The organism is Pseudomonas sp. NPDC089396 (assembly GCF_044749545.1).
Lineage (GTDB): Bacteria > Pseudomonadota > Gammaproteobacteria > Pseudomonadales > Pseudomonadaceae > Aquipseudomonas.
Window position 1 is genome coordinate 32914 of sequence record NZ_JBIVIC010000005.1, and the last position, 22519, is coordinate 55432.

Sequence of the window (22519 nt, forward strand, 5' to 3'; positions counted from 1 at the left end):
ACACTCAGAACAGTACGCGCGAGCGGATGGTGCCCTTGACCTGTTGCAACTTCTCTTGCGCAAGGTCCGAGTACTCGGCGTCCACGTCGATTACCACGTAGCCCACTTTCTCGTTGGTCTGCAGGAACTGACCGGAGATGTTGATGCCGTTCTCGGCGAAGACCTTGTTGATCTCGCTGAGTACGCCTGGGATGTTTTCGTGAATGTGCAGCAGGCGGTGCTTGCCCGGGTGCGCCGGCAGGGCCACTTCCGGGAAGTTGACCGAGGATACCGAAGTACCGTTGTCGCTGTACTTGACCAGCTTCTCGGCCACTTCCAGACCGATGTTGGCCTGTGCTTCGGCGGTCGAACCACCGATGTGCGGGGTCAGGATCACGTTGTCCAGGCCGCGCAGCGGGCTTTCGAACTCTTCGTCGTTGGAGCGCGGCTCGACCGGGAACACGTCGATGGCGGCGCCGATCAGGTGCTTGTCCTTGATCGCGGCGGCCAGGTGGTCCAGTTCGACCACGGTGCCACGGGCGGCGTTGATCAGGATCGAGCCCTTCTTCATCGCGCGGATTTCCTTCTCGCCGATCATCCACTGGGTGGACGGCAGCTCAGGCACGTGCAGCGAGACGATATCGGCCAGGCCCAGCAGTTCGTGCAGGCTGGTGACCTGAACGGCGTTGCCCAGTGGCAGCTTGGTCAGCGGGTCGAAGAAGTAGACCTGCATGCCGAGGCTCTCGGCCAGCACCGACAGTTGAGTGCCGATCGAGCCGTAGCCGACGATGCCCAGCTTCTTGCCGCGGATCTCGAAGGAGTTGGCCGCGCTCTTGATCCAGCCACCACGGTGGCAGGAAGCGTTTTTCTCGGGGATGCCGCGCAGCAGCAGGATGGCTTCGGCCAGCACCAGCTCGGCGACCGAACGGGTGTTGGAGTACGGCGCGTTGAATACGGCGATACCGCGCTCGCGGGCAGCTGCCAGGTCGACCTGGTTGGTGCCGATGCAGAAGCAGCCGACGGCGACCAGCTTCTTGGCGCAGTCGAAGATCTCTTCAGTCAGTTGGGTGCGCGAGCGGATACCGATGAAGTGGGCATCGGCGATCTTTTCCTTCAGCTCGGCTTCCGGCAACGAACCAGTGAGGTATTCGATGTTGGTGTAGCCGGCAGCCTTGAGGGTATCGACCGCGTTCTGGTGCACACCTTCAAGAAGAAGGAACCTGATCTTGCTCTTGTCGAGAGAAGTCTTGCTCATCTGCGTAAACCTGTATCCCGGAGAAAAAATGGCGAGGGGTGATGCTAGGCGCGGCATCGGCCTTAGCATGAACAGCGGGAGGGCTATGCTAGCATACGCGACACAATCTGAGCTTATCCCGACAGGTGAAGAGTGCTCAGGGTGACTATGAATAAGTCGAGAGTTCCAGCGATGACCCAGTCTGCGGTAATTGATGAACTGATGACCCTTGTCGACCCGGGCAAGGTCCTGACCGACCCGGCTTCGCTGGAGGCCTTTGGCAAGGACTGGACCAAGCATTTCCCCCCGGCGCCCACGGCCATCGTGTTCCCCAAGACTGTAGAACAGGTGCAGGCCATCGTCGGCTGGGCCAATCGCCATCAGGTCGCGCTGGTGCCCTCTGGCGGGCGTACCGGGTTGTCGGCCGGGGCCGTGGCGGCCAATGGCGAGGTGGTGGTCGCCTTCGACTACATGAATCAGATTCTCGACTTCAATGCCTTCGACCGCACCGTGGTCTGCCAGCCAGGTGTCATCACTCGGCAGTTGCAGACGTTTGCCCAAGAGCATGGCCTTTATTACCCGGTGGACTTCGCCTCCAGCGGTTCCAGCCAGATTGGCGGCAATATCGGCACCAATGCCGGCGGCATCAAGGTGATTCGCTACGGCATGACCCGCAACTGGGTGGCCGGCCTGAAGGTGGTCACGGGCAAGGGCGAGTTGCTGGAGCTGAACAAGGATCTGATCAAGAACGCCACGGGCTACGACCTGCGCCAGCTGTTCATCGGCGCCGAAGGTACGCTGGGCTTCGTGGTCGAGGCGACCATGCGCCTGGACCGTGCCCCGCGCAACCTCACCGCCATGGTGCTGGGTACGCCGGACTTCGACTCGATCATGCCGGTGCTGCATGCCTTTCAGGGCAAGCTCGACCTGACCGCGTTCGAGTTCTTCTCCGATAAGGGCCTGGCCAAGATCATGGCCCGGGGCGATGTGCCGGCGCCGTTCGCCACCGACTGCCCGTTCTATGCCTTGCTGGAGTTCGAAGCCAGCACCGAGGCGGTGGCCAACGAGGCGCTGGCCACGTTCGAGCACTGTGTCGAACAGGGCTGGGTGCTGGACGGGGTGATGAGCCAGAGCGAATCCCAGCTGAAGAACCTGTGGAAGCTGCGCGAGTACCTGTCGGAAACCATCTCCCAGTGGACGCCGTACAAGAACGATATTTCCGTGACCGTTTCCAAGGTGCCGGCCTTTCTGCGCGACATCGATGCCATCGTCAGCGAGCACTATCCGGATTACGAAGTGGTCTGGTACGGCCATATCGGCGACGGCAACCTGCACCTGAACATCCTCAAACCCGACCACATGAGCAAGGATGACTTCTTCGCCTCGTGCGCCAAGGTCAACAAGTGGGTGTTCGAGATCGTCCAGCGCTACAACGGCTCGATCTCCGCCGAGCACGGCGTGGGCATGACCAAGCGCGACTACCTGGGTTACACCCGCTCACCTGAAGAAATTGCCTGCATGAAGGCGATTAAGGCCGTCTTCGACCCTAACGGCATCATGAATCCGGGTAAGATCTTCGCTCCTGAATAAAAAGCAGCAAGCCTAGGAGTCGGCCATGAGTTACCAGCACCAGTACGTAGACGGCACGCGTATCCACTTCCCGCTGGGCAAGGTGGTGTGCATCGGCCGCAACTATGCCGAGCATGCCAAGGAACTGGACAACCCCATCCCCAGCGAACCGCTGCTATTCATCAAGCCGGGTAGCTGCGTGGTGCCGCTGGAAGGTGGTTTCAAGATTCCGACCGACCGTGGCTCGGTGCATTACGAGGCCGAGATTGCGGTACTGCTGGGCAAGTCGCTGTCCAGCCATGCGTCCGAGGAAGAAGTGCTCGACGCCATTTCCGGCTATGCGCCGGCGCTCGACCTGACCCTGCGCGACGTGCAGGCCAAGCTCAAGGAGAAGGGCCTGCCGTGGGAGCTGGCCAAGAGCTTCGACGGTGCGTGCGTGCTGCCGCCCTTCGTCTCGGCCGCCGCCTTTGACGATGTCACCGATATCCCGGTACGCCTGACCGTCAACGGCGAAGTGCGCCAGGATGGCAACAGCGCGATGATGCTCAACCCGATCGTGCCGATCATTCAGTACATGGCGCGGCATTTCTCGCTGCAGGCGGGTGATGTAATTCTGACCGGCACGCCGGCTGGCGTGGGCCCGTTCAATGTGGGCGATGAGCTGGTACTGGAACTGCCGGGCGCGAGCCGCTTCGAAAGCCGCGTGCTCTGATCCAGGACTGAGCCATGCTTCTGTGGGAGCCGGCTTGCCGGCGATAGGGCCCGAACAGGCTGTTCAAGGCCGCAGTATCGTAGCTGCCCGGCTTCTGCCTGTTCCGGCCTCATCGCCGGCAAGCCGGCTCCCACAGGGACCGCGCAAGCTTTTGGGTTTTTACCGTTTTTTCACAATTCACCCGGATAATGCGCCAATCCCTTTTCCCCAGGACCACTTCGCATGGCATCTCCTTCCAGCGCCCCTGCTTCCTCCAGGCCCAAGCGCCGCTTCTACCTGCGCTGGCCCTTCGGCCTGGCTGTTATCGCGGTGATTGGCTACGGCCTGGCGATTGCCATGCACTGGGATGACCGTGGTCTGTTGTGGGTCAAGGAAGGCTTCGAGAGCAGCGCCGAGCGCAGCGAAAGCGTCTGGCTGCCGGACTACCAGGTCGATATCGGTGCCAAGCCACTGCCCGGCATGGACGATGACGAAGCCTCGGACGTGGCGTTCAACCCGCAGACCCGGACCCTGTTCGTGGTGATGGGCAAGAACCCGTTCCTGGTCGAGCTCAGCCTCGAAGGCGATGTACTGCGGCAAATCCCTCTGGTGGGCTGGAGCAACCCGGAAGGCCTCACAGTGCTCGAAGATGGTCAGCTGGCCATCACCGATGAGCGCCTGCACGACCTGACGGTGGTCAAGGTGGACGCGCAGACGCGCACGCTGAACCATGCGGACTTCCACAGCTACGACCTGGGCAAGTCGGTCAAGAGCAACAAGGGCTTCGAGGCCGTGGCCTGGGACCCGATGCGCCAGCGCCTGGTGATTGGCGAAGAGCGGCCACCGAAGCTGTACACCTGGGCCACCGACGGTCGCAACCCGCTCCAGGGTGACAAGCAGCTGCTGGCCAGTGACGAGCTCGACGTGCGCAACCTCTCGGCCCTGAGCGTCGACCCGCGTACCGGTCACCTGCTGGTCTTGTCGGCCGACTCCAACATGCTGCTGGAGCTCGATGAGCAGGGCCAGCAAGTCAGCTTCATGACCCTGTTGGGCGGGTTCAACGGCCTTGAGCACACCATTCCGCGTGCCGAAGGCGTGGCCATGGATGACCAGGGCAACCTGTACATGGTCAGCGAGCCTGCGCTCTTTTATCGCTTCAAGAAGAACTGATGGCATTTTCGGATCATTCTGACGCCGAGATTAAGCTTTACTTCAGTAACCCATGGTTAGATTCGCCACCCCCTGAGTCGAGTCTGCCGTCATGCGTCGTTTTCTTCGTTTGCCTTTGCTGTTCGTGCTTGCCGGGCTGCTGGTACTGGGCCTGGCCGGGCAGGAGTTTCGCCTGTACGAGCGGGCCTGGTTCAACGTCAAGGCCTGGTGGCAACCGGCCGAGCAGAGCATGGGCCTGGACCGCTACCAGGTGGTTATCGAGGCTCAGCCGGTGGACGGGCTGGATGACGACCTGTCAGCGCTGACCTACGATCCCGACCGCAAGACCCTGTTCACCGTCACCAACGCCCGTTCGGAGTTGATCGAGCTGTCGCTCGACGGTCGTATTCTGCGCCGCATTCCGCTGACCGGCTTCGGCGACCCGGAAGCCGTGGAATATGTGGGCCCCCACAGCTATGTGATTACCGATGAGCGTCAGCAGCGGCTGATCCGCGTGCGTGTCGACGACGACACGTTGTTCCTCGATGCCGGGGACGCCGAGCAACTGTCCCTGGGCATCGGCCTGAACGGCAACAAGGGTTTCGAGGGGCTGGCCTACGACTCTGCGGGCAAGCGTCTGTTCGTGGCCAAGGAGCGCGACCCGATGCTGATCTACGAAGTGCATGGCTTCCCCCACGAAAACCCCGATCAGCCCTATGCGGTGCATGTGCTGCAGGATCGCAAGCGCGATTCGGGTTTGTTCGTGCGCGATCTCTCCAGCCTGCAGTTCGATGAGCGCAGTGGGCATTTGCTGGCGTTGTCGGATGAGTCGCGGCTGGTGTTGGAGCTGGATGTCGAGGGCAGGCCGCTGAGCACCTTGTCATTGCGCAAGGGGTTTCAGGGGCTCAAGCAGACAGTGCCGCAGGCGGAGGGAATTGCGATGGATGAAGCGGGGACCATCTATCTGGTCAGTGAGCCGAACCTGTTCTATGTGTTCAAGCAGCCGGCTGATTGAGTGTTCTTTTGGGCCTTATCGCCGGCAAGCCGGCTCCCACAGGGTTCTACACCACACTTGTGGGAGCCGGCTTGCCGGCGATGGCATCACTCGGCCTTGAGGCTCTTCACACCTTCCGAGGTGCCCAGCAGCAGCAAGTCCGCCGGCCGCGCCGCGAACAGGCCGTTGGTCACCACGCCGACGATGGCATTGATCTGCGCTTCCAGCTCCACCGGGTTGGTGATTTGCAGGTTGTAGACGTCGAGGATCACGTTGCCGTTATCGGTCACCACGCCTTCACGGTACACCGGGTCGCCGCCCAGCTTGACCAGCTGGCGGGCCACATGGCTACGGGCCATCGGGATGACCTCGACCGGCAGCGGGAAGGCGCCCAGCACCGGTACCAGCTTGCTGGCATCGGCGATGCAGATGAAGGTCTTGGCCACGGCCGCGACGATTTTCTCGCGGGTCAGTGCCGCGCCACCGCCTTTGATCAGGTTCAGGTGCGCGTCGCTTTCGTCGGCGCCGTCGACGTAGAACTCCAGCTCGCTGACGCTGTTCAGCTCGTAGACCGGAATGCCATGGCCCTTCAGGCGCTGGGCAGTGGCCTCGGAGCTGGCGACCGCGCCGTCGAAGGCTGTCTTGTGCTGGGCCAGGGCGTCAATGAAGAAGTTGGCAGTCGAACCCGTACCGACGCCGACGACGCTCTTTTCATCCAGCTTCGGCAGAATGAAGTCGACAGCGGCCTGGGCGACGGCCTGTTTGAGTTGGTCCTGGGTCATGCGGGCTCCGAAAGGGGCAGGGCGGTTTCAAAGTTGCCTAGTATAACGGCTTGGGCGGCTTTGCTGTGGTCGCCCGACGTAGCGCTGGGGTAGACTCGCAGCCCTTGTCCCGCGGCCAGTGATGCTTTCCCGATGCTCGAACAGTACGTCAAGAAGATCCTCACCTCGCGCGTCTACGACGTCGCCGTCGAAACCCCGTTGCAGAGTGCTCCACAGCTGAGCAAGCGCCTGGGCAACCAGATTCTGCTCAAGCGCGAAGACCTGCAGCCGGTGTTCTCCTTCAAGATCCGTGGGGCGTACAACAAGCTGGCACAACTGAGCCCTGAAGAGCTGGCCCGTGGCGTGGTCACCGCCTCGGCGGGCAACCATGCCCAGGGCGTGGCCCTGGCGGCCCGGGAGCTGGGTATCAAAGCCACCATCGTGATGCCCAAGACCACCCCGGAGATCAAGGTCGAGGGCGTGCGTTCGCGGGGCGGCAAGGTGGTGCTGCATGGCGACTCGTTCCCTGAAGCGCTGGCCTATTCGCTGAAGCTGGTGGACGAGAAGGGCTTCGTCTACATCCATCCCTATGACGACCCGCACACCATCGCCGGCCAGGGCACCGTGGCCATGGAAATCCTGCGTCAACACCCCGGTCAGCTGGACGCGATCTTCGTGCCGGTCGGCGGCGGTGGCCTGATCGCCGGTATTGCCGCCTACGTGAAGTACTTGCGCCCGGAAATCAAGGTGATCGGCGTCGAGCCGGACGACTCCAATTGCCTGCAGGCGGCGATGGCTGCGGGCGAGCGCGTTGTGCTGCCGCAGGTCGGGCTGTTTGCCGATGGCGTGGCGGTGGCGCAGATCGGCCAGCACACCTTCGATATCTGCCGCTTGCATGTGGATGAAGTGGTCACGGTGAGCACCGACGAGATCTGTGCGGCAATCAAGGATATCTACGACGATACCCGCTCGATCACTGAACCTGCTGGCGCCTTGGGTGTCGCCGGGATCAAGAAGTACGTCGAGCTCAAAGGCGTGACCGGGCAGACCCTGGTGGCCATCGACTCGGGCGCCAATGTCAATTTCGACCGCCTGCGCCACGTTGCCGAGCGTGCCGAGCTGGGTGAAAAGCGCGAAGCGATCATCGCCGTGACCATTCCCGAGCGCCCGGGCAGCTTCAAAGCCTTCTGCGAGGCTATTGGCAAGCGCCAGATCACCGAATTCAACTACCGCAAGCACACCTCCGACGAGGCGCATATCTTCGTCGGCGTGCAGACGCACCCGGAAAACGACCCACGGGCCGCACTGGTGCAGCAGTTAATCGAGCAGGGCTTCCCGGTGACCGACCTGACCGACAACGAACTGGCCAAGCTGCATATCCGCCACATGGTCGGTGGCCACTCGGCCGGTGCCAGCGACGAAATCGTGCTGCGCTTCGAGTTTCCCGAGCGGCCGGGGGCGTTGTTCAACTTCCTCACCAAGCTGGGCGGGCGTTGGAATATCTCGATGTTCCACTACCGCAACCACGGCGCAGCCGACGGGCGTGTGGTGGCAGGGCTGCAGGTGCCGGAGGATGAGCGCCACCTGGTGCCGGCGGCGCTGGCCAAGATCGGTTACCCGTACTGGGACGAGACCGACAACCCGGCTTACCGGCTGTTCCTGGGCTAAGCGGCTAAGCTTGGCTTACTGCTCAAGGATGCGAAGCTCATGGAACATCTGACAACCCTCAAGGCGTTGCACATCATTGCTACTGCATTGCTCCTGCTGGGTGCGCTGGGCCTGGCGATCTGGACGGTGCGCGCCCGTCGACAGGGGGACGCCGAGGCTTATGGCAAGCTGCTGCGCCGGCCGCTGGTATTCGTCTGGTTGCTGATGGGCGTGTGCCTGGTGAGCATGCCGTTCACTGGCTGGTGGCTGGTGCATCTGGTCGGCTGGCCGTTGGGGCAGACCTGGGTGCTGGCCTCCAGCGTCATCTATACGCTTGGCGCGTTTGCCGTGTGGTGGTTGCTGGTGCGCCTGAACCGGCTGCGCAAGGCCGAGGTGGTGGGGTTGCGGTTTACCCTGGCCTTGGCGGTGTTCAGCGGGGTGTGCTTCCTGTCGATTGCCGGGTTGATGGGCGCCAAGCCGGTTTGAGGCGTGGGAGGGCTTCGCCCTCCATCGCGACACAAGGCCGCTCCTACAGAGAACCGCGCCCCCTGTAGGAGCGGCCTTGTGTCGCGAAAGGGCCGCAAAGCGGCCCCAGCAATCTCAATCCCTCAACGAAATAACCGGCCACCCCCGCCGCTCAGCCTCCGCCTGCAGGTTAGGATCCGGATCCACCGCCACCGCATGCGTCACCCGCTCCAGCAACGGCAAGTCATTCATCGAGTCGCTATAGAAATAGCTGTCCTCCAGATCGAACCCGTTCTCCAGCATCCACCGTTCAAGCCTCGTCACCTTGCCTTCACGGAAGCACGGTATATCGGTACTACGCCCGGTGTAGCGGCCATCGCGCATCTCGCACTCGGTGGCCAGGAGCACCCGCACACCCAGACGGCGAGCAATCGGTGCGGTCACGAAGCGATTGGTGGCGGTGATGATCACCAGCTGGTCGCCCGCCTCGCGGTGCTGCTGCAGCAAGGCCAAGGCCTTGGGCAGGATGATCGGCTCGATGCAGTCACGCATGAATTCACGGTGCCACTGGTCGAGTTGCGCAGGCTCGGTGGCCGCGAGGATTTCCATGGAAAAGGCCAGGTAGGCCTGCAGGTCCAAGGTGCCCTTCAGGTAATCCTGATAGAAGGCATCGTTGCGTTGCTTGTAGGCGACCGGGTCGAGAATGCCCCGCTCGCACAGGTAGTCACCCCAGGCATGGTCGCTGTCGCCACCGAGGAGGGTATTGTCCAGGTCGAATAAAGCCAGGCGCATCGCGGTCACTCGCATCAGCTACAGGGTAGGCCCGCAGAATACGGAGTTTTCACCTCGCTGCACATAAGCTTGGCGGGCGCGTTGCTGCGCTCGCAGGCTTTGTGGAACAATGCGGTGACATGCGTTTGCGAGGTTGCTGCCGTGATCGACCCGGATGGTTTTCGCCCCAATGTCGGGATCATTCTCACGAATGATTCCGGGCAGGTGCTATGGGCTCGGCGGATCAACCAGGATGCCTGGCAATTCCCGCAGGGTGGTATCAACCCTGACGAGACGCCGGAAGATGCCCTGTACCGCGAGCTGAACGAAGAAGTTGGCCTTGAACGCGACGATGTGGAAATTCTTGCCTGCACCCGCGGCTGGTTGCGTTATCGTTTACCCCAGCGACTGGTCCGTACCCACAGCCAGCCGCTGTGCATCGGCCAGAAGCAGAAGTGGTTCCTGCTGCGCCTGGTGAGCAATGAGCAACGGGTGCGGATGGACCTTACCGGCAAACCGGAATTCGATGGCTGGCGCTGGGTCAGCTATTGGTATCCGCTGGGCCAGGTGGTGACATTCAAGCGCGAGGTTTACCGCCGCGCCCTGAAAGAGCTAGCACCGCGTCTGCTGACGCGCGACTGACGACGGAGTTCGACCCCGAGCCATGCTCAATACGCTGCGCAAGATCGTCCAGGAAGTGAACTCCGCCAAAGATCTCAAGACGGCGTTGGGGATCATTGTCTTGCGCGTGAAGGAGGCCATGGGCAGCCAGGTCTGCTCGGTCTACCTGCTCGACCCGGAAACCAACCGCTTCGTGCTGATGGCTACCGAAGGCCTGAACAAGCGCTCGATCGGCAAGGTCAGCATGGCCCCCAACGAGGGCCTGGTCGGCCTGGTCGGTACCCGGGAAGAGCCGCTGAACCTGGAAAACGCCGCCGATCACCCGCGTTACCGCTACTTCGCCGAAACCGGCGAAGAGAAATTCGCCTCGTTCCTCGGCGCGCCGATCATTCACCACCGTCGGGTGGTTGGCGTACTGGTCATTCAGCAAAAAGAACGCCGTCAGTTCGACGAGGGCGAAGAGGCCTTCCTGGTCACCATGAGCGCCCAGCTCGCCGGGGTTATCGCCCATGCCGAGGCCACCGGCTCCATCCGTGGCCTGGGCCGCCAGGGCAAGGGCATCCAGGAAGCGCGCTTCGTTGGCGTGCCTGGCTCGCCGGGTGCCGCGGTCGGGCGGGCGGTGGTCATGCTGCCGCCGGCCGACCTGGAAGTGGTGCCGGACAAGACCGTCGAAGACATCGACGCCGAACTCAAACTGTTCAACAACGCCCTCGAAGGCGTGCGCGAAGACATGCGCAAGCTGTCGGCCAAGCTGGCCACCCAGCTGCGCCCAGAAGAGCGCGCGCTGTTCGATGTGTACCTGATGATGCTCGAAGATGCCGCGCTCGGCGGCGAGGTGGCGGAAGTCATCAAGACCGGACAATGGGCGCAGGGCGCCCTGCGCCAGGTGGTTGGCGAGCACGTCAACCGCTTCGAGCTGATGGACGACGACTACCTGCGCGAGCGCGCCTCGGACGTCAAGGACCTTGGCCGGCGCCTGCTGGCCTACCTGCAGGAAGCCCGCTCGCAATCGCTGGTCTATGCCGACAACACCATCCTGGTCAGCGAAGAGCTGACCCCGGCGATGCTGGGCGAGGTGCCGGAAGGCAAGCTGGTCGGCCTGGTTTCGGTGCTGGGCTCGGGTAACTCGCATGTGGCCATCCTGGCCCGGGCCATGGGCATTCCCACGGTGATGGGCCTGGTCGACCTGCCGTACTCCAAGGTCGACGGCATCGAGATGATCGTCGACGGCTACAAGGGTGAGGTGTTCACCAACCCCAGCGACGTGCTGCGCAAGCAGTACAGCGAAGTGGTCGAAGAAGAACGCCAGCTGGCCCAGGGCCTCGACGCCCTGCGCGAATTGCCGTGCATCACCCCGGACGGCCATCGCATGCCGCTGTGGGTCAATACCGGCCTGCTCGCCGACGTGGCCCGTGCCCAGCAGCGTGGCGCCGAAGGTGTCGGCCTGTACCGCACCGAAGTCCCCTTCATGATCCAGCAGCGCTTTCCCAGCGAGAAGGAGCAGTTGGCGATCTACCGCGAGCAGCTGCAGTCGTTCCATCCGCTGCCGGTGACCATGCGTACCCTCGACATCGGCGGTGACAAGTCGCTGTCGTACTTCCCGATCAAGGAAGAAAACCCGTTCCTGGGCTGGCGCGGCATTCGCGTGACCCTCGACCACCCGGAAATCTTCCTGGTTCAGACCCGCGCCATGCTCAAGGCCAGCGAGGGCCTGAACAACCTGCGCATCCTGCTGCCGATGATCTCCGGCGTCCACGAGCTGGAAGAGGCACTGCACCTGATCCACCGCGCCTGGGGCGAGGTACGCGACGAGGGCACCGATGTGCCGATGCCGCCCGTGGGTGTGATGGTGGAAATTCCGGCGGCGGTGTACCAGACCAAGGAATTGGCCCGGCAAGTGGACTTCCTGTCGGTCGGCTCCAACGACCTGACCCAGTATCTGCTGGCGGTCGACCGCAACAACCCGCGGGTCGCCGATTTGTACGACTACCTGCACCCGGCAGTGCTGCAGGCCTTGAATACCGTGGTGCGCGACGCCCATGGCGAAGGCAAGCCGGTGAGCATCTGCGGCGAGATGGCCGGTGACCCGGCGGCGGCGATCCTGTTGATGGCCATGGGCTTCGACAGCCTGTCGATGAACGCCACCAACCTGCCGAAAGTGAAGTGGATGCTGCGCCAGATGAACATGAGCAAGGCCAAGGAGCTGCTGGCCGAGGCCATGAGCCATGACAACCCGCAGGTTATCCACAGCTCGTTGCAGCTGGCGCTGAAGAACCTGGGGCTGGCGCGGATGATCGGGCCTGGGGCCAACAAGACGCTCTGAGGTCTGCACCGGCCCAATCGCCGGCAAGCCGGCTCCCACGAGGTTCACCGCTGACCTCCTGTGGGAGCCGGCTTGCCGGCGATAGGGCCGGAACTGTCAGGCGATGATCTCAACCTCTCCCAAGTGCCCACCAAAAGGCCCGAAACTGCGCTCGATCAGCCGCCTTTTCCCTTGATCATCCACAATCAGTACCGTACTGGCCCGTGTCCCATAATTCTGGCTGGCAATGAACACACTCGACAGCAGCTTCTCGGTAACCAGGCCCACACCGGTCTCCGGCAACTCACTATCCGCCGCCGGCTCAGCATCGGCCAGCAAAGCCAGTAACCGCTGCGGATCCGCAGACCCCAGCAAGCCCGCCAGCCCTTTGCGCGCCTTCACAAGCTTCGGCCACGGCGTATCCAGCCCGGCATTGGAAAGTCCGTACACCCCAGCCTGGAGCAGTCGTGGTGTCGCTTCACGGCCATTCAGGTAGCCCAGCTGACGCCCATCCCCCACCAGCAGGTTGAACCCCGAATACAGCGCACTGCGGCTAGCGACGTGGTCGAGATAGCTCTCGACCCCAAGTTCCCCCTGCAGGAACCCCGCCACCAGCTCACCGCGGCTGCGCGGTCCAAGCGGCTGCCCAGGGTCACGGATGTTGGTCAACGCCGCGAACCGCCCTTGCGGCCCCACGCCCAGCCAGGTACCGCCTGCCTCCAGGTCACGCCCGGCATGCACGCCAGGCGCATCCTCCCACGCTGTCAGGGCCTGGGTCGGCCGGGCATAGAACTCGTCGCGGTTGGCCGCGACGATCAGCGGCAGGGCATGCCCCGGCCGCCAGGCGAATACGATCAGGCACATAGGTTGAGCCTCTGTGTTTTTCGCCACTCTACCCACTGTGGCGCAGGCGTTCCATCCTGACGCAGAGTTCACTAGAGCCCCGAGGCCGGCTTCCGTTACCATGCCGGATTGTTTTTCTCGGGGACGACGAATGGAGTTCGCACTCTATCTGCTGCTGGGCGCCTGTGCGGGCGTGCTGGCCGGGCTGTTCGGTGTGGGCGGCGGCATCATCATCGTGCCGGTGCTGGTGTTCAGTTTCACCTTGCAGGGCTTCGACGCATCGGTACTGACCCACCTGGCAGTGGGTACCTCGCTGGCGACCATCGTCTTCACCTCGATCAACGCCGTGCTCGAGCACAACCGCAAGGGCGCGGTGCAGTGGCCGATCTTCGCCTGGATGACCGTCGGCATCCTGCTCGGCGCCGGTATCGGCGCCAAGACCGCCTCGCTGATCCAGGGGCCGCAGCTGCAAAAGATCATCGGTGTATTCGCCCTGATCGTTGCCGCGCAGATGGCCCTGGATCTCAAGCCCAAGGCCAGCCACGGCGTTCCCGGCAAACCCGCGCTGGTCGGCGCGGGTGGCGTGATCGGCTGGGCCTCGGCGATCTTCGGTATCGGCGGTGGCTCGCTGACCGTGCCGTTCCTGACCTGGCGCAGCCTGCCCATGCAGCAGGCGGTGGCGACATCGTCGGCCTGCGGGCTGCCGATCGCCGTGGCGAGCGCCCTCAGTTTCATGTGGCTGGGCTGGGGCGAAACGCACCTGCCCGCCCACAGCGTGGGTTATGTCTACCTGCCGGCGCTGGTCGGCATCGCCGTGACCAGCATGTTTTTCGCCCGCTTCGGCGCGCGCCTGGCACACAAGCTGTCGCCGCGCCTGCTCAAGCGCCTGTTCGCCGCGCTGCTGTTCTGCGTCGGGCTGAGCTTCCTGATTTGAACCAAGAGGAATATCCATGCTGCCTTACCCGCAGATAGATCCCGTGGCCGTGGCCATCGGGCCGCTGAAAATCCACTGGTACGGCCTGATGTACCTGATCGGCATCGGTGGCGCCTGGCTGCTTGCCTCGCGCCGGCTCAACCGTTTCGACCCTACCTGGTCGCGCGAGAAACTCTCCGACCTGGTGTTCTGGTTGTCGATGGGGGTGATCGTCGGTGGACGCCTGGGTTACGTGCTGTTCTACGACCTGCACGCCTACCTGGCCAACCCGACGCTGATCTTCGAAGTGTGGAAAGGCGGCATGTCGTTCCATGGCGGCTTCATTGGCGTGATGCTGGCGGCCTTGTGGTTCGGCAAGCGCAACAACAAGTCGTTCTTCGAACTGATGGACTTCGTCGCGCCGCTGGTGCCGATCGGCCTGGGTGCCGGGCGTATCGGCAACTTCATCAACGCCGAACTGTGGGGCAAGGCTACCGATGTGCCTTGGGCAATGGTCTTCCCACCGTTCAGCGACCCGGCCCAGCTGCCGCGTCATCCGTCGCAGCTGTACCAGTTCGCCCTGGAAGGTGTGGCATTATTCGTGATTCTTTGGTTGTACTCGCGCAAACCGCGCCCGACCATGGCCGTTTCCGGCATGTTCGCGCTGTTCTACGGTATTTTCCGCTTCATCGTAGAGTTCGTGCGGGTGCCCGATGCCCAACTCGGCTACATCGCCTTCGGCTGGTTGACCATGGGTCAGTTGCTCTGCGTGCCGATGATCGTCGGTGGCATCTTCCTGATCTGGTTGGCCTACAACCGTAAACCCACGGCAAAACCCGCCGTATGATTCTCACGGCAGGGGCGATCCCCCTGCCGTTCTTGTTACAGGTAAGCCATGAAACAGTATCTAGATCTGGTCCGTGACGTCATCGAAAACGGCACGCTGCAAGGCAATCGCACCGGCATCCGCACCATCAGCCTGCCAGGTGCCATGCTGCGCTTCGACCTGCAAAAAGGCTTCCCGGCCATCACCACGCGCAAGCTGGCGTTCAAGTCGGCGATCGGCGAGATGGTCGGCTTCCTGCGAGGCGTGAAGAACGCCGGAGAGTTCCGCGAGCTGGGCTGCAAGGTGTGGGACCAGAACGCCAACGAGAACGCCCAGTGGCTGGCCAACCCGTTCCGCCAGGGGCATGACGACCTGGGCGAGATCTACGGTGTGCAGTGGCGCCAGTGGCCAGGTTACAAGCGCATCCCGCTGAGCAACCCGGCGGCCATCGAGATGGCCGAGAAAGCAGGCTTTCGCAAGATCGCCCAGGACGAGGAAGACGGCCAGGCGTTCGTCATCCTGTACAAGGCCATCGACCAGGTGCGCCAGTGCCTGGACACCATCGCCAACGACCCGGGCAGCCGGCGCATCCTGTTCCACGGCTGGAACTGCGCCCAGCTGGACGAAATGGCCCTGCCGCCGTGCCACCTGCTGTACCAGTTCCACCCGAATGTCGAGACCAGGGAAATTTCCCTGACCCTCTACATCCGCTCCAACGACCTGGGCCTGGGCACGCCGTTCAACCTCACCGAAGGCGCGGCGCTGCTGTCGCTGTTCGGCCGCCTCACCGGTTACACCCCGCGCTGGTTCACCTACTTCATCGGTGATGCCCATGTGTATGAAAACCACCTGGACATGCTCAATGAGCAGCTCAAGCGCGAACCGTTGGAAGCGCCGAAACTGGTGATCAGTGACCGCGTGCCGGACTTCGCCAAGACTGGCAAGTACGAGCCGGAGTGGCTGGAGAAGATCGAACCAAGCGATTTCAGCCTGGAAGGTTACGAGCACCATGCGCCGATGACGGCGCCCATGGCGGTCTGACTTCACCGGCCTCATCGCCGGCAAGCCGGCTCCCACACGGTCAGCCGCAGACCCTGTGGGAGCCGGCTTGCCGGCGATAGGGCCGCTGGATCAATGCCCGTGACTACGCCCCACATGTGAATGCTCGGTATCGGGCACCGACACCGCCCCGTTCACCTCAAGCTGCTGCAAGATCGCGCATTCCGCCCCCTGCGCATTGCAACGCTGACGCAGCTCCACCAGCTGCGCCTGCAGCGCCACCAGCCCATCGATCCGCGCCTGTACATGCTCGATATGCTCATCGATCAGCGCATTGACGCTGCCGCACGACCCTTCAGGGCTGTCGCGCAGGCGTAACAGGCTGCGGATTTCATCGAGGGTCATGTCCAGCGTGCGGCAGTTGCGAATGAAGGTCAGCCGCTCGACATGGGCCTGGGTATAGAGCCGATAGTTGCCGTCGGTACGTGCCGGTTCCGGCAACAGTTGCTCACGCTCGTAGTAGCGGATGGTCTCCACGGCGCAGTCGGTGGCCTTGGCCAGCTCTCCGATCTTCATGGCACATTCTCCAGCAGGTGGCTTGACCCTATAGTGGCTACAGGGTGTTCACTTGGCAACAGGCGCACATTAAGGATGACCCCATGAACCAGCCTGTCAGCCACGAACACAAGCACGCGCATGACCACGCCCACAGCTGCTGCGGCGCCAAAGCCGCGCCCGCCCTGGTGCAACTGACCGAAAAGGCCAGTGGCAAGGCGCAGCTCAGCCGCTTTCGCATTCAAGCCATGGACTGCCCCACCGAGCAGACCCTGATCCAGGACAAGCTCGGCAAGCTGGCCGGCATCGAGCAGCTGGAGTTCAACCTGATCAACCGTGTGCTGGGCGTGCACCATACCTTTGCGGGCACCGTCGAGATCGAGCGGGCCATCGAAAGCCTTGGCATGAAGGCCGAGCCCTTGACTGCAGAGGACGGGGACAAGGCTGCCGAGCCGAGCAAGACCCGTTGGTGGCCCTTGGCGTTGTCCGGCCTTGCCGCGGTTGCGGCGGAGGTGGTGCACTTCAGCGCGCTGGCACCCGAATGGCTGGTCGCCGCGCTGGCGCTGGCGGCGATCCTCGGCTGCGGCCTGGGTACCTACAAGAAGGGCTGGATTGCCCTGAAGAACCGCAACCTCAACATCAACGCGCTGATGAGCATTGCGGTGACCGGCGCGGTGCTGATCGGCCAGTGGCCGGAAGCGGCCATGGTCATGGTGCTGTTCACCCTCGCCGAACTGATCGAAGCGCGCTCCCTCGACCGTGCGCGTAATGCCATCGGCGGCCTGATGCAGCTGACCCCGGACATGGCCACGGTGCAGCAGGCGGATGGCCAATGGCAGGACGTGGAGGTGCGCGACGTCGCCATCGGTGCTCGCGTGCGGGTCCGTCCGGGGGAACGCATCGGCCTCGATGGCGAGGTGGTCAGTGGGCAATCCAGCGTCGATCAGGCGCCGATCACCGGCGAAAGCCTGCCTGTCGAGAAGGGCGTTGGCGACAAACTGTTCGCTGGCACCATCAACCAGGCCGGCGCCCTGGAGTACCGGGTGACGGCCGGCGCCGGGCAATCCACCCTGGCGCGCATCATCAAAGCCGTCGAGGAGGCCCAAGGCGCGCGTGCGCCCACCCAGCGCTTCGTCGATACCTTTTCGCGCATCTACACCCCGGTGGTGTTCGCGCTGGCCCTGGCCGTGGCGATCATCCCCCCGCTGTTCATGGCCGGCGCCTGGTTCGACTGGATCTACCGCGCCCTTGTGCTGCTGGTGGTGGCCTGCCCGTGCGCACTGGTGATCTCGACCCCGGTGACCATCGTCAGCGGTCTGGCCGCCGCGGCGCGCAAGGGTATCCTGATCAAGGGCGGCGTCTACCTGGAGGGCGGGCGCAAGCTCGATTACCTGGCCCTGGACAAGACCGGCACCATCACCCACGGCAAACCGGTGCAAACCGACGCCAAGGTGTTGGAGCCGTTGTTCGAAGGCCGTGCCCAAGCCCTGGCGGCAAGCCTGGCCGCACGCTCCGACCACCCGGTGTCGGGCGCCATTGCCCAGTTCGCCAAGGCGCAGAACCTGCCGCTGAGCGAAGTCAGCGCGTTTGCCGCCCTGGCCGGCCGCGGCGTGCGCGGTGATATCGACGGCGAAACCTATCACCTGGGTAACCACCGCCTGGTCGAAGAGCTTGGCCTGTGCTCACCCCAGCTCGAAGCGCAGCTCGATGTGCTGGAGCGCCAGGGCAAGACCGTGGTGCTGCTGCTCGACCGTTCCGGCCCGTTGGCGCTGTTCGCCGTGGCCGACACGGTCAAGGACAGCAGCCGCCAGGCCATCGCCGAGTTGCACGCGCTGGGTATCAAGACGGTCATGCTCACTGGCGACAATCCCCACACCGCCGAGGCCATCGCCGCCCAGGTCGGCATCGACCGTGCCGAAGGCAACCTGCTGCCCGCCGACAAGCTGGCCACCATCGAGCAGTTGTATGCCCAGGGCCACCGCGTCGGCATGGTCGGTGATGGCATCAACGACGCGCCGGCCCTGGCCCGCGCCGAAATCGGCTTTGCCATGGCCGCTGCCGGGACCGACACCGCGATCGAAACGGCCGACGTGGCGCTGATGGATGACGACTTGCGCAAAATCCCGGCGTTCGTCAGGCTGTCGCGCCAAAGTGCGGCGATCCTGACGCAGAACATCGTTCTGGCGTTGGGCATCAAGGCGCTGTTCCTGGCGATCACCTTTGCCGGCATGGCGACCCTGTGGATGGCGGTGTTCGCCGACATGGGCGTGAGTCTGCTGGTGGTATTCAACGGTCTGCGGCTGTTGCGCAAGTAGCGCAGGCTGCGCGCAACAGAGGTCCTGCAATGCTGAGTGCCGAGCTCAAAGCCTTCTACATGGTGGCCCGCCTGGGCAGCATCACCCTGGCGGCCAAGAAGCTCGGGCTCAGCCAGCCCACGGTGACCACCCAGATTCGCAACCTGGAGAGCCAGTACGCCGTCGAGCTGTTCTACCGTGGCGGCCGGCGCCTGGTGCTGAGCGAAGAAGGCGTGCGCCTGTTGCCGATGGTCAAGGCACTGCTGCTGCAGGAGGCCGATATCGAGTTCGAGCTGCGCAACAGCGGCCATGCCCAGGGCAGCCTGCGTATCGCAGCCACCGCGCCGTACTACGTGCTCGATCTGGTGAAGATCTTCCGCGAGCGCCTGCCGCAGGTGGAAGTGGCGGTGGAGATCGGCAATTCCCAGCAGGTGCTGGAGATGCTTGAAGACTACCGCGTCGATATCGCCGCCTCGTCCCAGCTGCTCGAAGATGCCCGCCTGGTGCGGCGGGTGCTGGGCACCGACCCGCTGGTGGTGGCGGTGCACCGCAATCACCCGCTGGCGCACCGCCAGGCAGTGTCCATCGACGTGGTGGCAGGGCATTGCCTGCTGATGCGGGAAAAGGGCTCGACCACCCGCAAGCTGACCGAGCAGATGCTGCAGGAAGCCGGGGTGAAGGCCGGGGCCTTGCTGGAAATCGGCAGCCGCGAGTCGATCCGCGAGGCGGTGCTGCGCAATATCGGCATCAGTGTGATTGCCCGGCATGAGGTGCCGCACAACTCCGAACTGCGGGTGCTGACGCTGGAGAATGCGCCGGTGATGCATGAATACCTGTATTGCTTGAAGGAGCGGCGCCAGGCGCGCTTGCCGGCGGCGTTTCTTGGGGTGGCGCAGGAGGTGGTGGGGTCGCAGTTCTGACAGTACCGGCCCTCTCGCCGGCAAGCCGGCTCCCACACCGATCCTTGCCGACCTTGTGGGAGCCGGCTTGCCGGCGAGAGGGCCCTCCAGGCCAATACAAAATCTGCCTATACCACTATCACCCGCTTTTGCCCTAAAGCCACAGAACCTTCGCACAGCCTTCCTAGCATGGCCCCATCTCTTCGATGAGGCCTTGCCATGAACCACGCCACCCCAGGCGCACAAATGAAAGTGCGCGATATCCACAAGCGTTTCGGCGCCTTCACCGCGCTGAACGATGTCTCCCTGGACATCGCCGCCGGCGAGCTGGTGTGCCTGCTCGGCCCTTCTGGCTGCGGCAAGACCACCCTGCTGCGCTGCATCGCCGGCCTCGAACGCCAGGACCGTGGCACGCTGTACATCGGCGAGCGCGATATCTCCGAACTGCCGCCCCAGGCCCGTGACTACGGCATCCTGTTCCAGTCCTATGCGCTGTTCCCCAACCTCACCGTTGAAGCCAACATCGCCTATGGCCTGACCGGCAGCAGCCGTGAGCAGAGCCGCCAGCGCGTGGCCGAGATGCTTGAACTGGTGGGCCTGGCCGGCAGCGAAAAGAAATACCCCGGCCAACTCTCCGGCGGCCAGCAGCAGCGTGTGGCCCTGGCCCGTGCGCTGGCCCCGGCGCCGTCGCTGTTGCTGTTGGATGAGCCAATGTCGGCGCTCGATGCCCGTGTGCGAGAGCACCTGTGCACCGAGCTGCGCCAGCTGCAACGCCAGCTGGGCATCACCACGCTGATGGTGACCCACAACCAGGATGAAGCCATGCTCATGGCCGACCGCATCGCCGTGATGAACAACGGCCGGGTCGAGCAATACGCCACCCCGCAGGAAATCTACGATCAGCCGGCCACACCGTTCGTGGCCGAGTTCGTCGGCCAAGGCAACTGGCTGCCGTTCCAGCGCAATGGCGACAGCCACGCCCAGGTCGGCGCCATGAACATGCGCCTGGCCGCCGGCGCGCCACGGGCCAGCAGTGGCCGGCTGTTCTGCCGCCCTGAGGCGATCACGGTCAACCCGGTCGTGCACGAGGAAAACCTGTTCCCGGCGAAAGTGCGCGAGATCACCTTCCTCGGCAACCGCTGCCGCATGAGCTTCGAGCTGCAGGCCCTGCCGGGCCACGCCCTGCTCGCCGAGCTGGCGCCAGAAGCCATGCCGCGCCTGGGCTCGCAGGATATCTGGGTGGCGCTGCCGCCGCAGAGCCTGCAGGTGTTTGCCTGAGATGGCCGCGCCAATGTCCCTGCCGCTCCCCGAGGCCAAGCGCGCATCGCGCAGTGATGTCGCGCTGGGTGATCGCCTGTTCGTCGTCGGTGGCAAGAGCCTGCTGCTGATCCTGCTTCTGTTGGCGGTGCTGATGCCGCTGCTGGCGATCTTCTGGCGCGGATTCAGTGGTGATGCCGGCCAGGGTGGTGGCCTGCTCGCGGCCCGTGAGCTGTTCGCCAGCGACAACTTCCACTGGCTGCTCGGCAACAGCCTCAGCGTGGCCTTCAGCGTCGCTGCCATCGTGGTTCCGCTGGCCTACCTGTTCGCCTATGCCCTGCAGCGCACGCTGATCCCGGCCAAGGGCCTGTGGCGGGGCATCTCGCTGCTGCCGTTGCTGGCGCCGTCGATGCTGCCGGCCATCGCTCTGGTCTACCTGTTCGGCAACCAAGGGCTGTTGCGCGGGCTGCTGCACGACAACATCTACGGCTTCTGGGGCATTGTCCTGGGCGAGGCCATCTACACCTTCCCCCATGCGCTGATGATCCTGCTCTCGGCCCTGTCGCTGGCCGATGGGCGGCTGTTCGATGCAGCGTCGAGCATGGGCGCCGGGCCTTGGCGAGCGTTTCGCAGCATCACCTGGCCGGCCACGCGCCAGGCCGTTTTCGCCGCGTTCTGCCTGGTGTTCACCCTGACCATCACCGACTTCGGCGTGCCGGTCGTGGTCGGCGGCGACTACCAGGTATTGGCGCTGGAAGCATACAAGGCGGTGGTGGGGCAGCAGCAGTTCGGCCGTGGTGCATTGATCGGCATGGTACTGCTGGTGCCCGCGCTGCTGAGCTTTGCCGTCGATGCCTGGTTGCGCCGGCGCCAGGGCGATGCCATGAGCGGCCGTGCCCAGGTGTTCGAGCCCAAGCCATCGCGCGGCCGTGATGCCTGCTTCCTGGCGATCGTGCTGCTGGTATGTGCGGCGCTGCTGACGGTGATCGGCATGGCGGTGTACTCGTCGCTGGTCACCTTCTGGCCCTACAACCTGACCTTGTCGTTCAAGCACTACATGTTCGAAGACACGGCGGGCGGCGGCTGGCTGGCCTACCGCAACAGCGTGACCATGGCCATCGCCACCGCGCTGATCGGCAGCCTGGTGATCTTCACGGGTGCCTACCTGATGGAGAAAACCCAAGGCCAGCGCCTGCTCAACCAGGCACTGCGTCTGCTCAGCTTCATCCCCATGGCGGTGCCGGGGCTGGTGCTGGGCCTGGGCTATGTCTTCTTCTTCAACCTCACCGGCAACCCGCTGCATGTGTTCTACGGCAGCATGGCGCTGCTGGTGGTGTGCACCATCGCCCATTACCTGACCACCGCGCAGATGACCGCGACCACCGCGCTGCGCCAGCTCGATGGCGAGTTCGAGGCGGCCGCGCTGTCGCTCAAGGCGCCGCTGTACAAGCACTTCGTACGGGTCACCGTGCCCATCTGCCTGCCGGCGCTGCTGGACATCATCCGCTACCTGTTCGTCTCGGCGATGACCACCGTCTCGGCGGCCATCTTCCTGTACAGCCCCGACACCATCCTCGCCGCCGTCGCCGTGCTGAACATGGACGATGCCGGCAACGTTGGCGGCGCTGCTGCCATGTCCACCCTGATCCTGCTGACCAGCGCCGCCGCCTCCTTGCTGCTGGCCGCCGCTTCACGCGGCCTGTTGCGCCGCTCCCAGGCCTGGCGCCAGCGCGCTGCCGGCCATTGACCG

At 63.8% G+C, this 22519-nt stretch carries 20 protein-coding genes; 15 read left to right on the forward strand and 5 right to left on the reverse strand.

What is annotated here, in order from left to right; all coding sequences use genetic code 11:
- Positions 1-4 precede the first annotated feature (4 nt).
- On the reverse strand, positions 5-1234 hold the full coding sequence (gene serA / locus ACIPZB_RS10490) for a phosphoglycerate dehydrogenase (RefSeq protein ID WP_008093221.1): 1230 nt from the start codon (positions 1232-1234) through the stop codon (positions 5-7).
- 171 nt (positions 1235-1405) lie between these two features.
- Between serA and ACIPZB_RS10495 the strand changes: the two genes are divergently transcribed.
- The 4 genes from ACIPZB_RS10495 to ACIPZB_RS10510 all read left to right on the forward strand — a co-directional run bounded on the left by ACIPZB_RS10495 (position 1406) and on the right by ACIPZB_RS10510 (position 5637).
- The gene (locus tag ACIPZB_RS10495; RefSeq protein ID WP_400640158.1) at positions 1406-2803 is read left to right on the forward strand and encodes an FAD-binding oxidoreductase; all 1398 of its coding nucleotides are present in this window, start codon (positions 1406-1408) and stop codon (positions 2801-2803) included.
- 25 nt (positions 2804-2828) lie between these two features.
- On the forward strand, positions 2829-3494 hold the full coding sequence (locus ACIPZB_RS10500; protein WP_400640159.1) for a fumarylacetoacetate hydrolase family protein: 666 nt from the start codon (positions 2829-2831) through the stop codon (positions 3492-3494).
- Positions 3495-3716: 222 nt separating this feature from the next.
- Positions 3717-4643, forward strand: coding sequence for an SdiA-regulated domain-containing protein (locus tag ACIPZB_RS10505; RefSeq protein ID WP_400640160.1), 927 nt, complete (start codon positions 3717-3719; stop codon positions 4641-4643).
- A gap of 91 nt (positions 4644-4734) precedes the next feature.
- Positions 4735-5637, forward strand: coding sequence for an SdiA-regulated domain-containing protein (locus tag ACIPZB_RS10510; protein WP_400640161.1), 903 nt, complete (start codon positions 4735-4737; stop codon positions 5635-5637).
- An 86-nt stretch (positions 5638-5723) separates the two neighbouring features.
- On the opposite strand, the gene rpiA is transcribed toward ACIPZB_RS10510, so the two are convergent.
- Complete coding sequence (gene rpiA / locus ACIPZB_RS10515) at positions 5724-6398, reverse strand: ribose-5-phosphate isomerase RpiA (RefSeq protein ID WP_008093229.1); 675 nt, start codon at positions 6396-6398, stop codon at positions 5724-5726.
- 132 nt (positions 6399-6530) lie between these two features.
- Here rpiA and ilvA point away from each other — a divergent pair, with 132 nt between their 5' ends.
- Both ilvA and ACIPZB_RS10525 read left to right on the forward strand, forming a co-directional pair.
- Positions 6531-8045 carry a threonine ammonia-lyase, biosynthetic gene (gene ilvA / locus ACIPZB_RS10520; protein ID WP_008093230.1) on the forward strand — a complete coding sequence of 505 codons (1515 nt, stop codon included), beginning with the start codon at positions 6531-6533 and terminating at the stop codon, positions 8043-8045.
- A 39-nt stretch (positions 8046-8084) separates the two neighbouring features.
- Positions 8085-8510, forward strand: a complete 426-nt coding sequence (locus tag ACIPZB_RS10525) for a DUF2269 domain-containing protein (protein WP_008093232.1) — start codon at positions 8085-8087, stop codon at positions 8508-8510.
- Positions 8511-8624: 114 nt separating this feature from the next.
- Here ACIPZB_RS10525 and ACIPZB_RS10530 read toward each other — a convergent pair whose 3' ends face one another.
- A complete protein-coding gene (locus tag ACIPZB_RS10530; protein ID WP_400640162.1) occupies positions 8625-9281 on the reverse strand; it encodes an HAD family hydrolase in 657 nt (218 codons plus the stop codon).
- Between the two features lie 141 nt (positions 9282-9422).
- On the opposite strand from ACIPZB_RS10530, the gene ACIPZB_RS10535 reads away from it, so the two are divergent.
- Together ACIPZB_RS10535 and ptsP are read left to right on the forward strand one after the other, a co-directional pair.
- Entirely contained in the window at positions 9423-9902 is a 480-nt protein-coding gene (locus ACIPZB_RS10535) for an RNA pyrophosphohydrolase (RefSeq protein ID WP_110747162.1), read from the forward strand.
- Between the two features lie 22 nt (positions 9903-9924).
- Complete coding sequence (ptsP, locus tag ACIPZB_RS10540; protein WP_400640163.1) at positions 9925-12204, forward strand: phosphoenolpyruvate--protein phosphotransferase; 2280 nt, start codon at positions 9925-9927, stop codon at positions 12202-12204.
- Between the two features lie 96 nt (positions 12205-12300).
- Here the strand turns inward: ptsP and ACIPZB_RS10545 are convergent, their stop codons facing one another.
- Positions 12301-13047 (reverse strand): NRDE family protein, encoded by a 747-nt coding sequence (locus ACIPZB_RS10545; RefSeq protein WP_400640164.1) that lies wholly within the window; start codon positions 13045-13047, stop codon positions 12301-12303.
- Positions 13048-13177: 130 nt separating this feature from the next.
- Between ACIPZB_RS10545 and ACIPZB_RS10550 the strand changes: the two genes are divergently transcribed.
- Genes ACIPZB_RS10550 through ACIPZB_RS10560 form a run of 3 tightly spaced genes read left to right on the forward strand, consistent with a single transcriptional unit; the run spans position 13178 to position 15806 of the window.
- Positions 13178-13960 carry a sulfite exporter TauE/SafE family protein gene (locus tag ACIPZB_RS10550; RefSeq protein ID WP_400640165.1) on the forward strand — a complete coding sequence of 261 codons (783 nt, stop codon included), beginning with the start codon at positions 13178-13180 and terminating at the stop codon, positions 13958-13960.
- Between the two features lie 16 nt (positions 13961-13976).
- Positions 13977-14786 (forward strand): prolipoprotein diacylglyceryl transferase, encoded by an 810-nt coding sequence (gene lgt / locus ACIPZB_RS10555; protein ID WP_400640166.1) that lies wholly within the window; start codon positions 13977-13979, stop codon positions 14784-14786.
- A gap of 48 nt (positions 14787-14834) precedes the next feature.
- Positions 14835-15806 carry a thymidylate synthase gene (locus tag ACIPZB_RS10560; protein ID WP_400640167.1) on the forward strand — a complete coding sequence of 324 codons (972 nt, stop codon included), beginning with the start codon at positions 14835-14837 and terminating at the stop codon, positions 15804-15806.
- 90 nt (positions 15807-15896) lie between these two features.
- On the opposite strand, the gene cadR is transcribed toward ACIPZB_RS10560, so the two are convergent.
- Entirely contained in the window at positions 15897-16340 is a 444-nt protein-coding gene (cadR, locus tag ACIPZB_RS10565) for a cadmium resistance transcriptional regulator CadR (protein WP_008093256.1), read from the reverse strand.
- Between the two features lie 83 nt (positions 16341-16423).
- Between cadR and ACIPZB_RS10570 the strand changes: the two genes are divergently transcribed.
- The 4 genes from ACIPZB_RS10570 (at position 16424) to ACIPZB_RS10585 (ending at position 22516) form a co-directional block, all read left to right on the forward strand.
- Positions 16424-18634: a heavy metal translocating P-type ATPase gene (locus tag ACIPZB_RS10570; protein WP_400640168.1), complete on the forward strand. Its 2211-nt coding sequence runs from the start codon at positions 16424-16426 to the stop codon at positions 18632-18634.
- Positions 18635-18663: 29 nt separating this feature from the next.
- Entirely contained in the window at positions 18664-19533 is an 870-nt protein-coding gene (locus tag ACIPZB_RS10575; protein WP_400640169.1) for a LysR substrate-binding domain-containing protein, read from the forward strand.
- A 198-nt stretch (positions 19534-19731) separates the two neighbouring features.
- The gene (locus ACIPZB_RS10580) at positions 19732-20790 is read left to right on the forward strand and encodes a putative 2-aminoethylphosphonate ABC transporter ATP-binding protein (protein ID WP_400640170.1); all 1059 of its coding nucleotides are present in this window, start codon (positions 19732-19734) and stop codon (positions 20788-20790) included.
- Position 20791: 1 nt separating this feature from the next.
- On the forward strand, positions 20792-22516 hold the full coding sequence (locus ACIPZB_RS10585; RefSeq protein ID WP_400640171.1) for a putative 2-aminoethylphosphonate ABC transporter permease subunit: 1725 nt from the start codon (positions 20792-20794) through the stop codon (positions 22514-22516).
- Positions 22517-22519 lie beyond the last annotated feature (3 nt).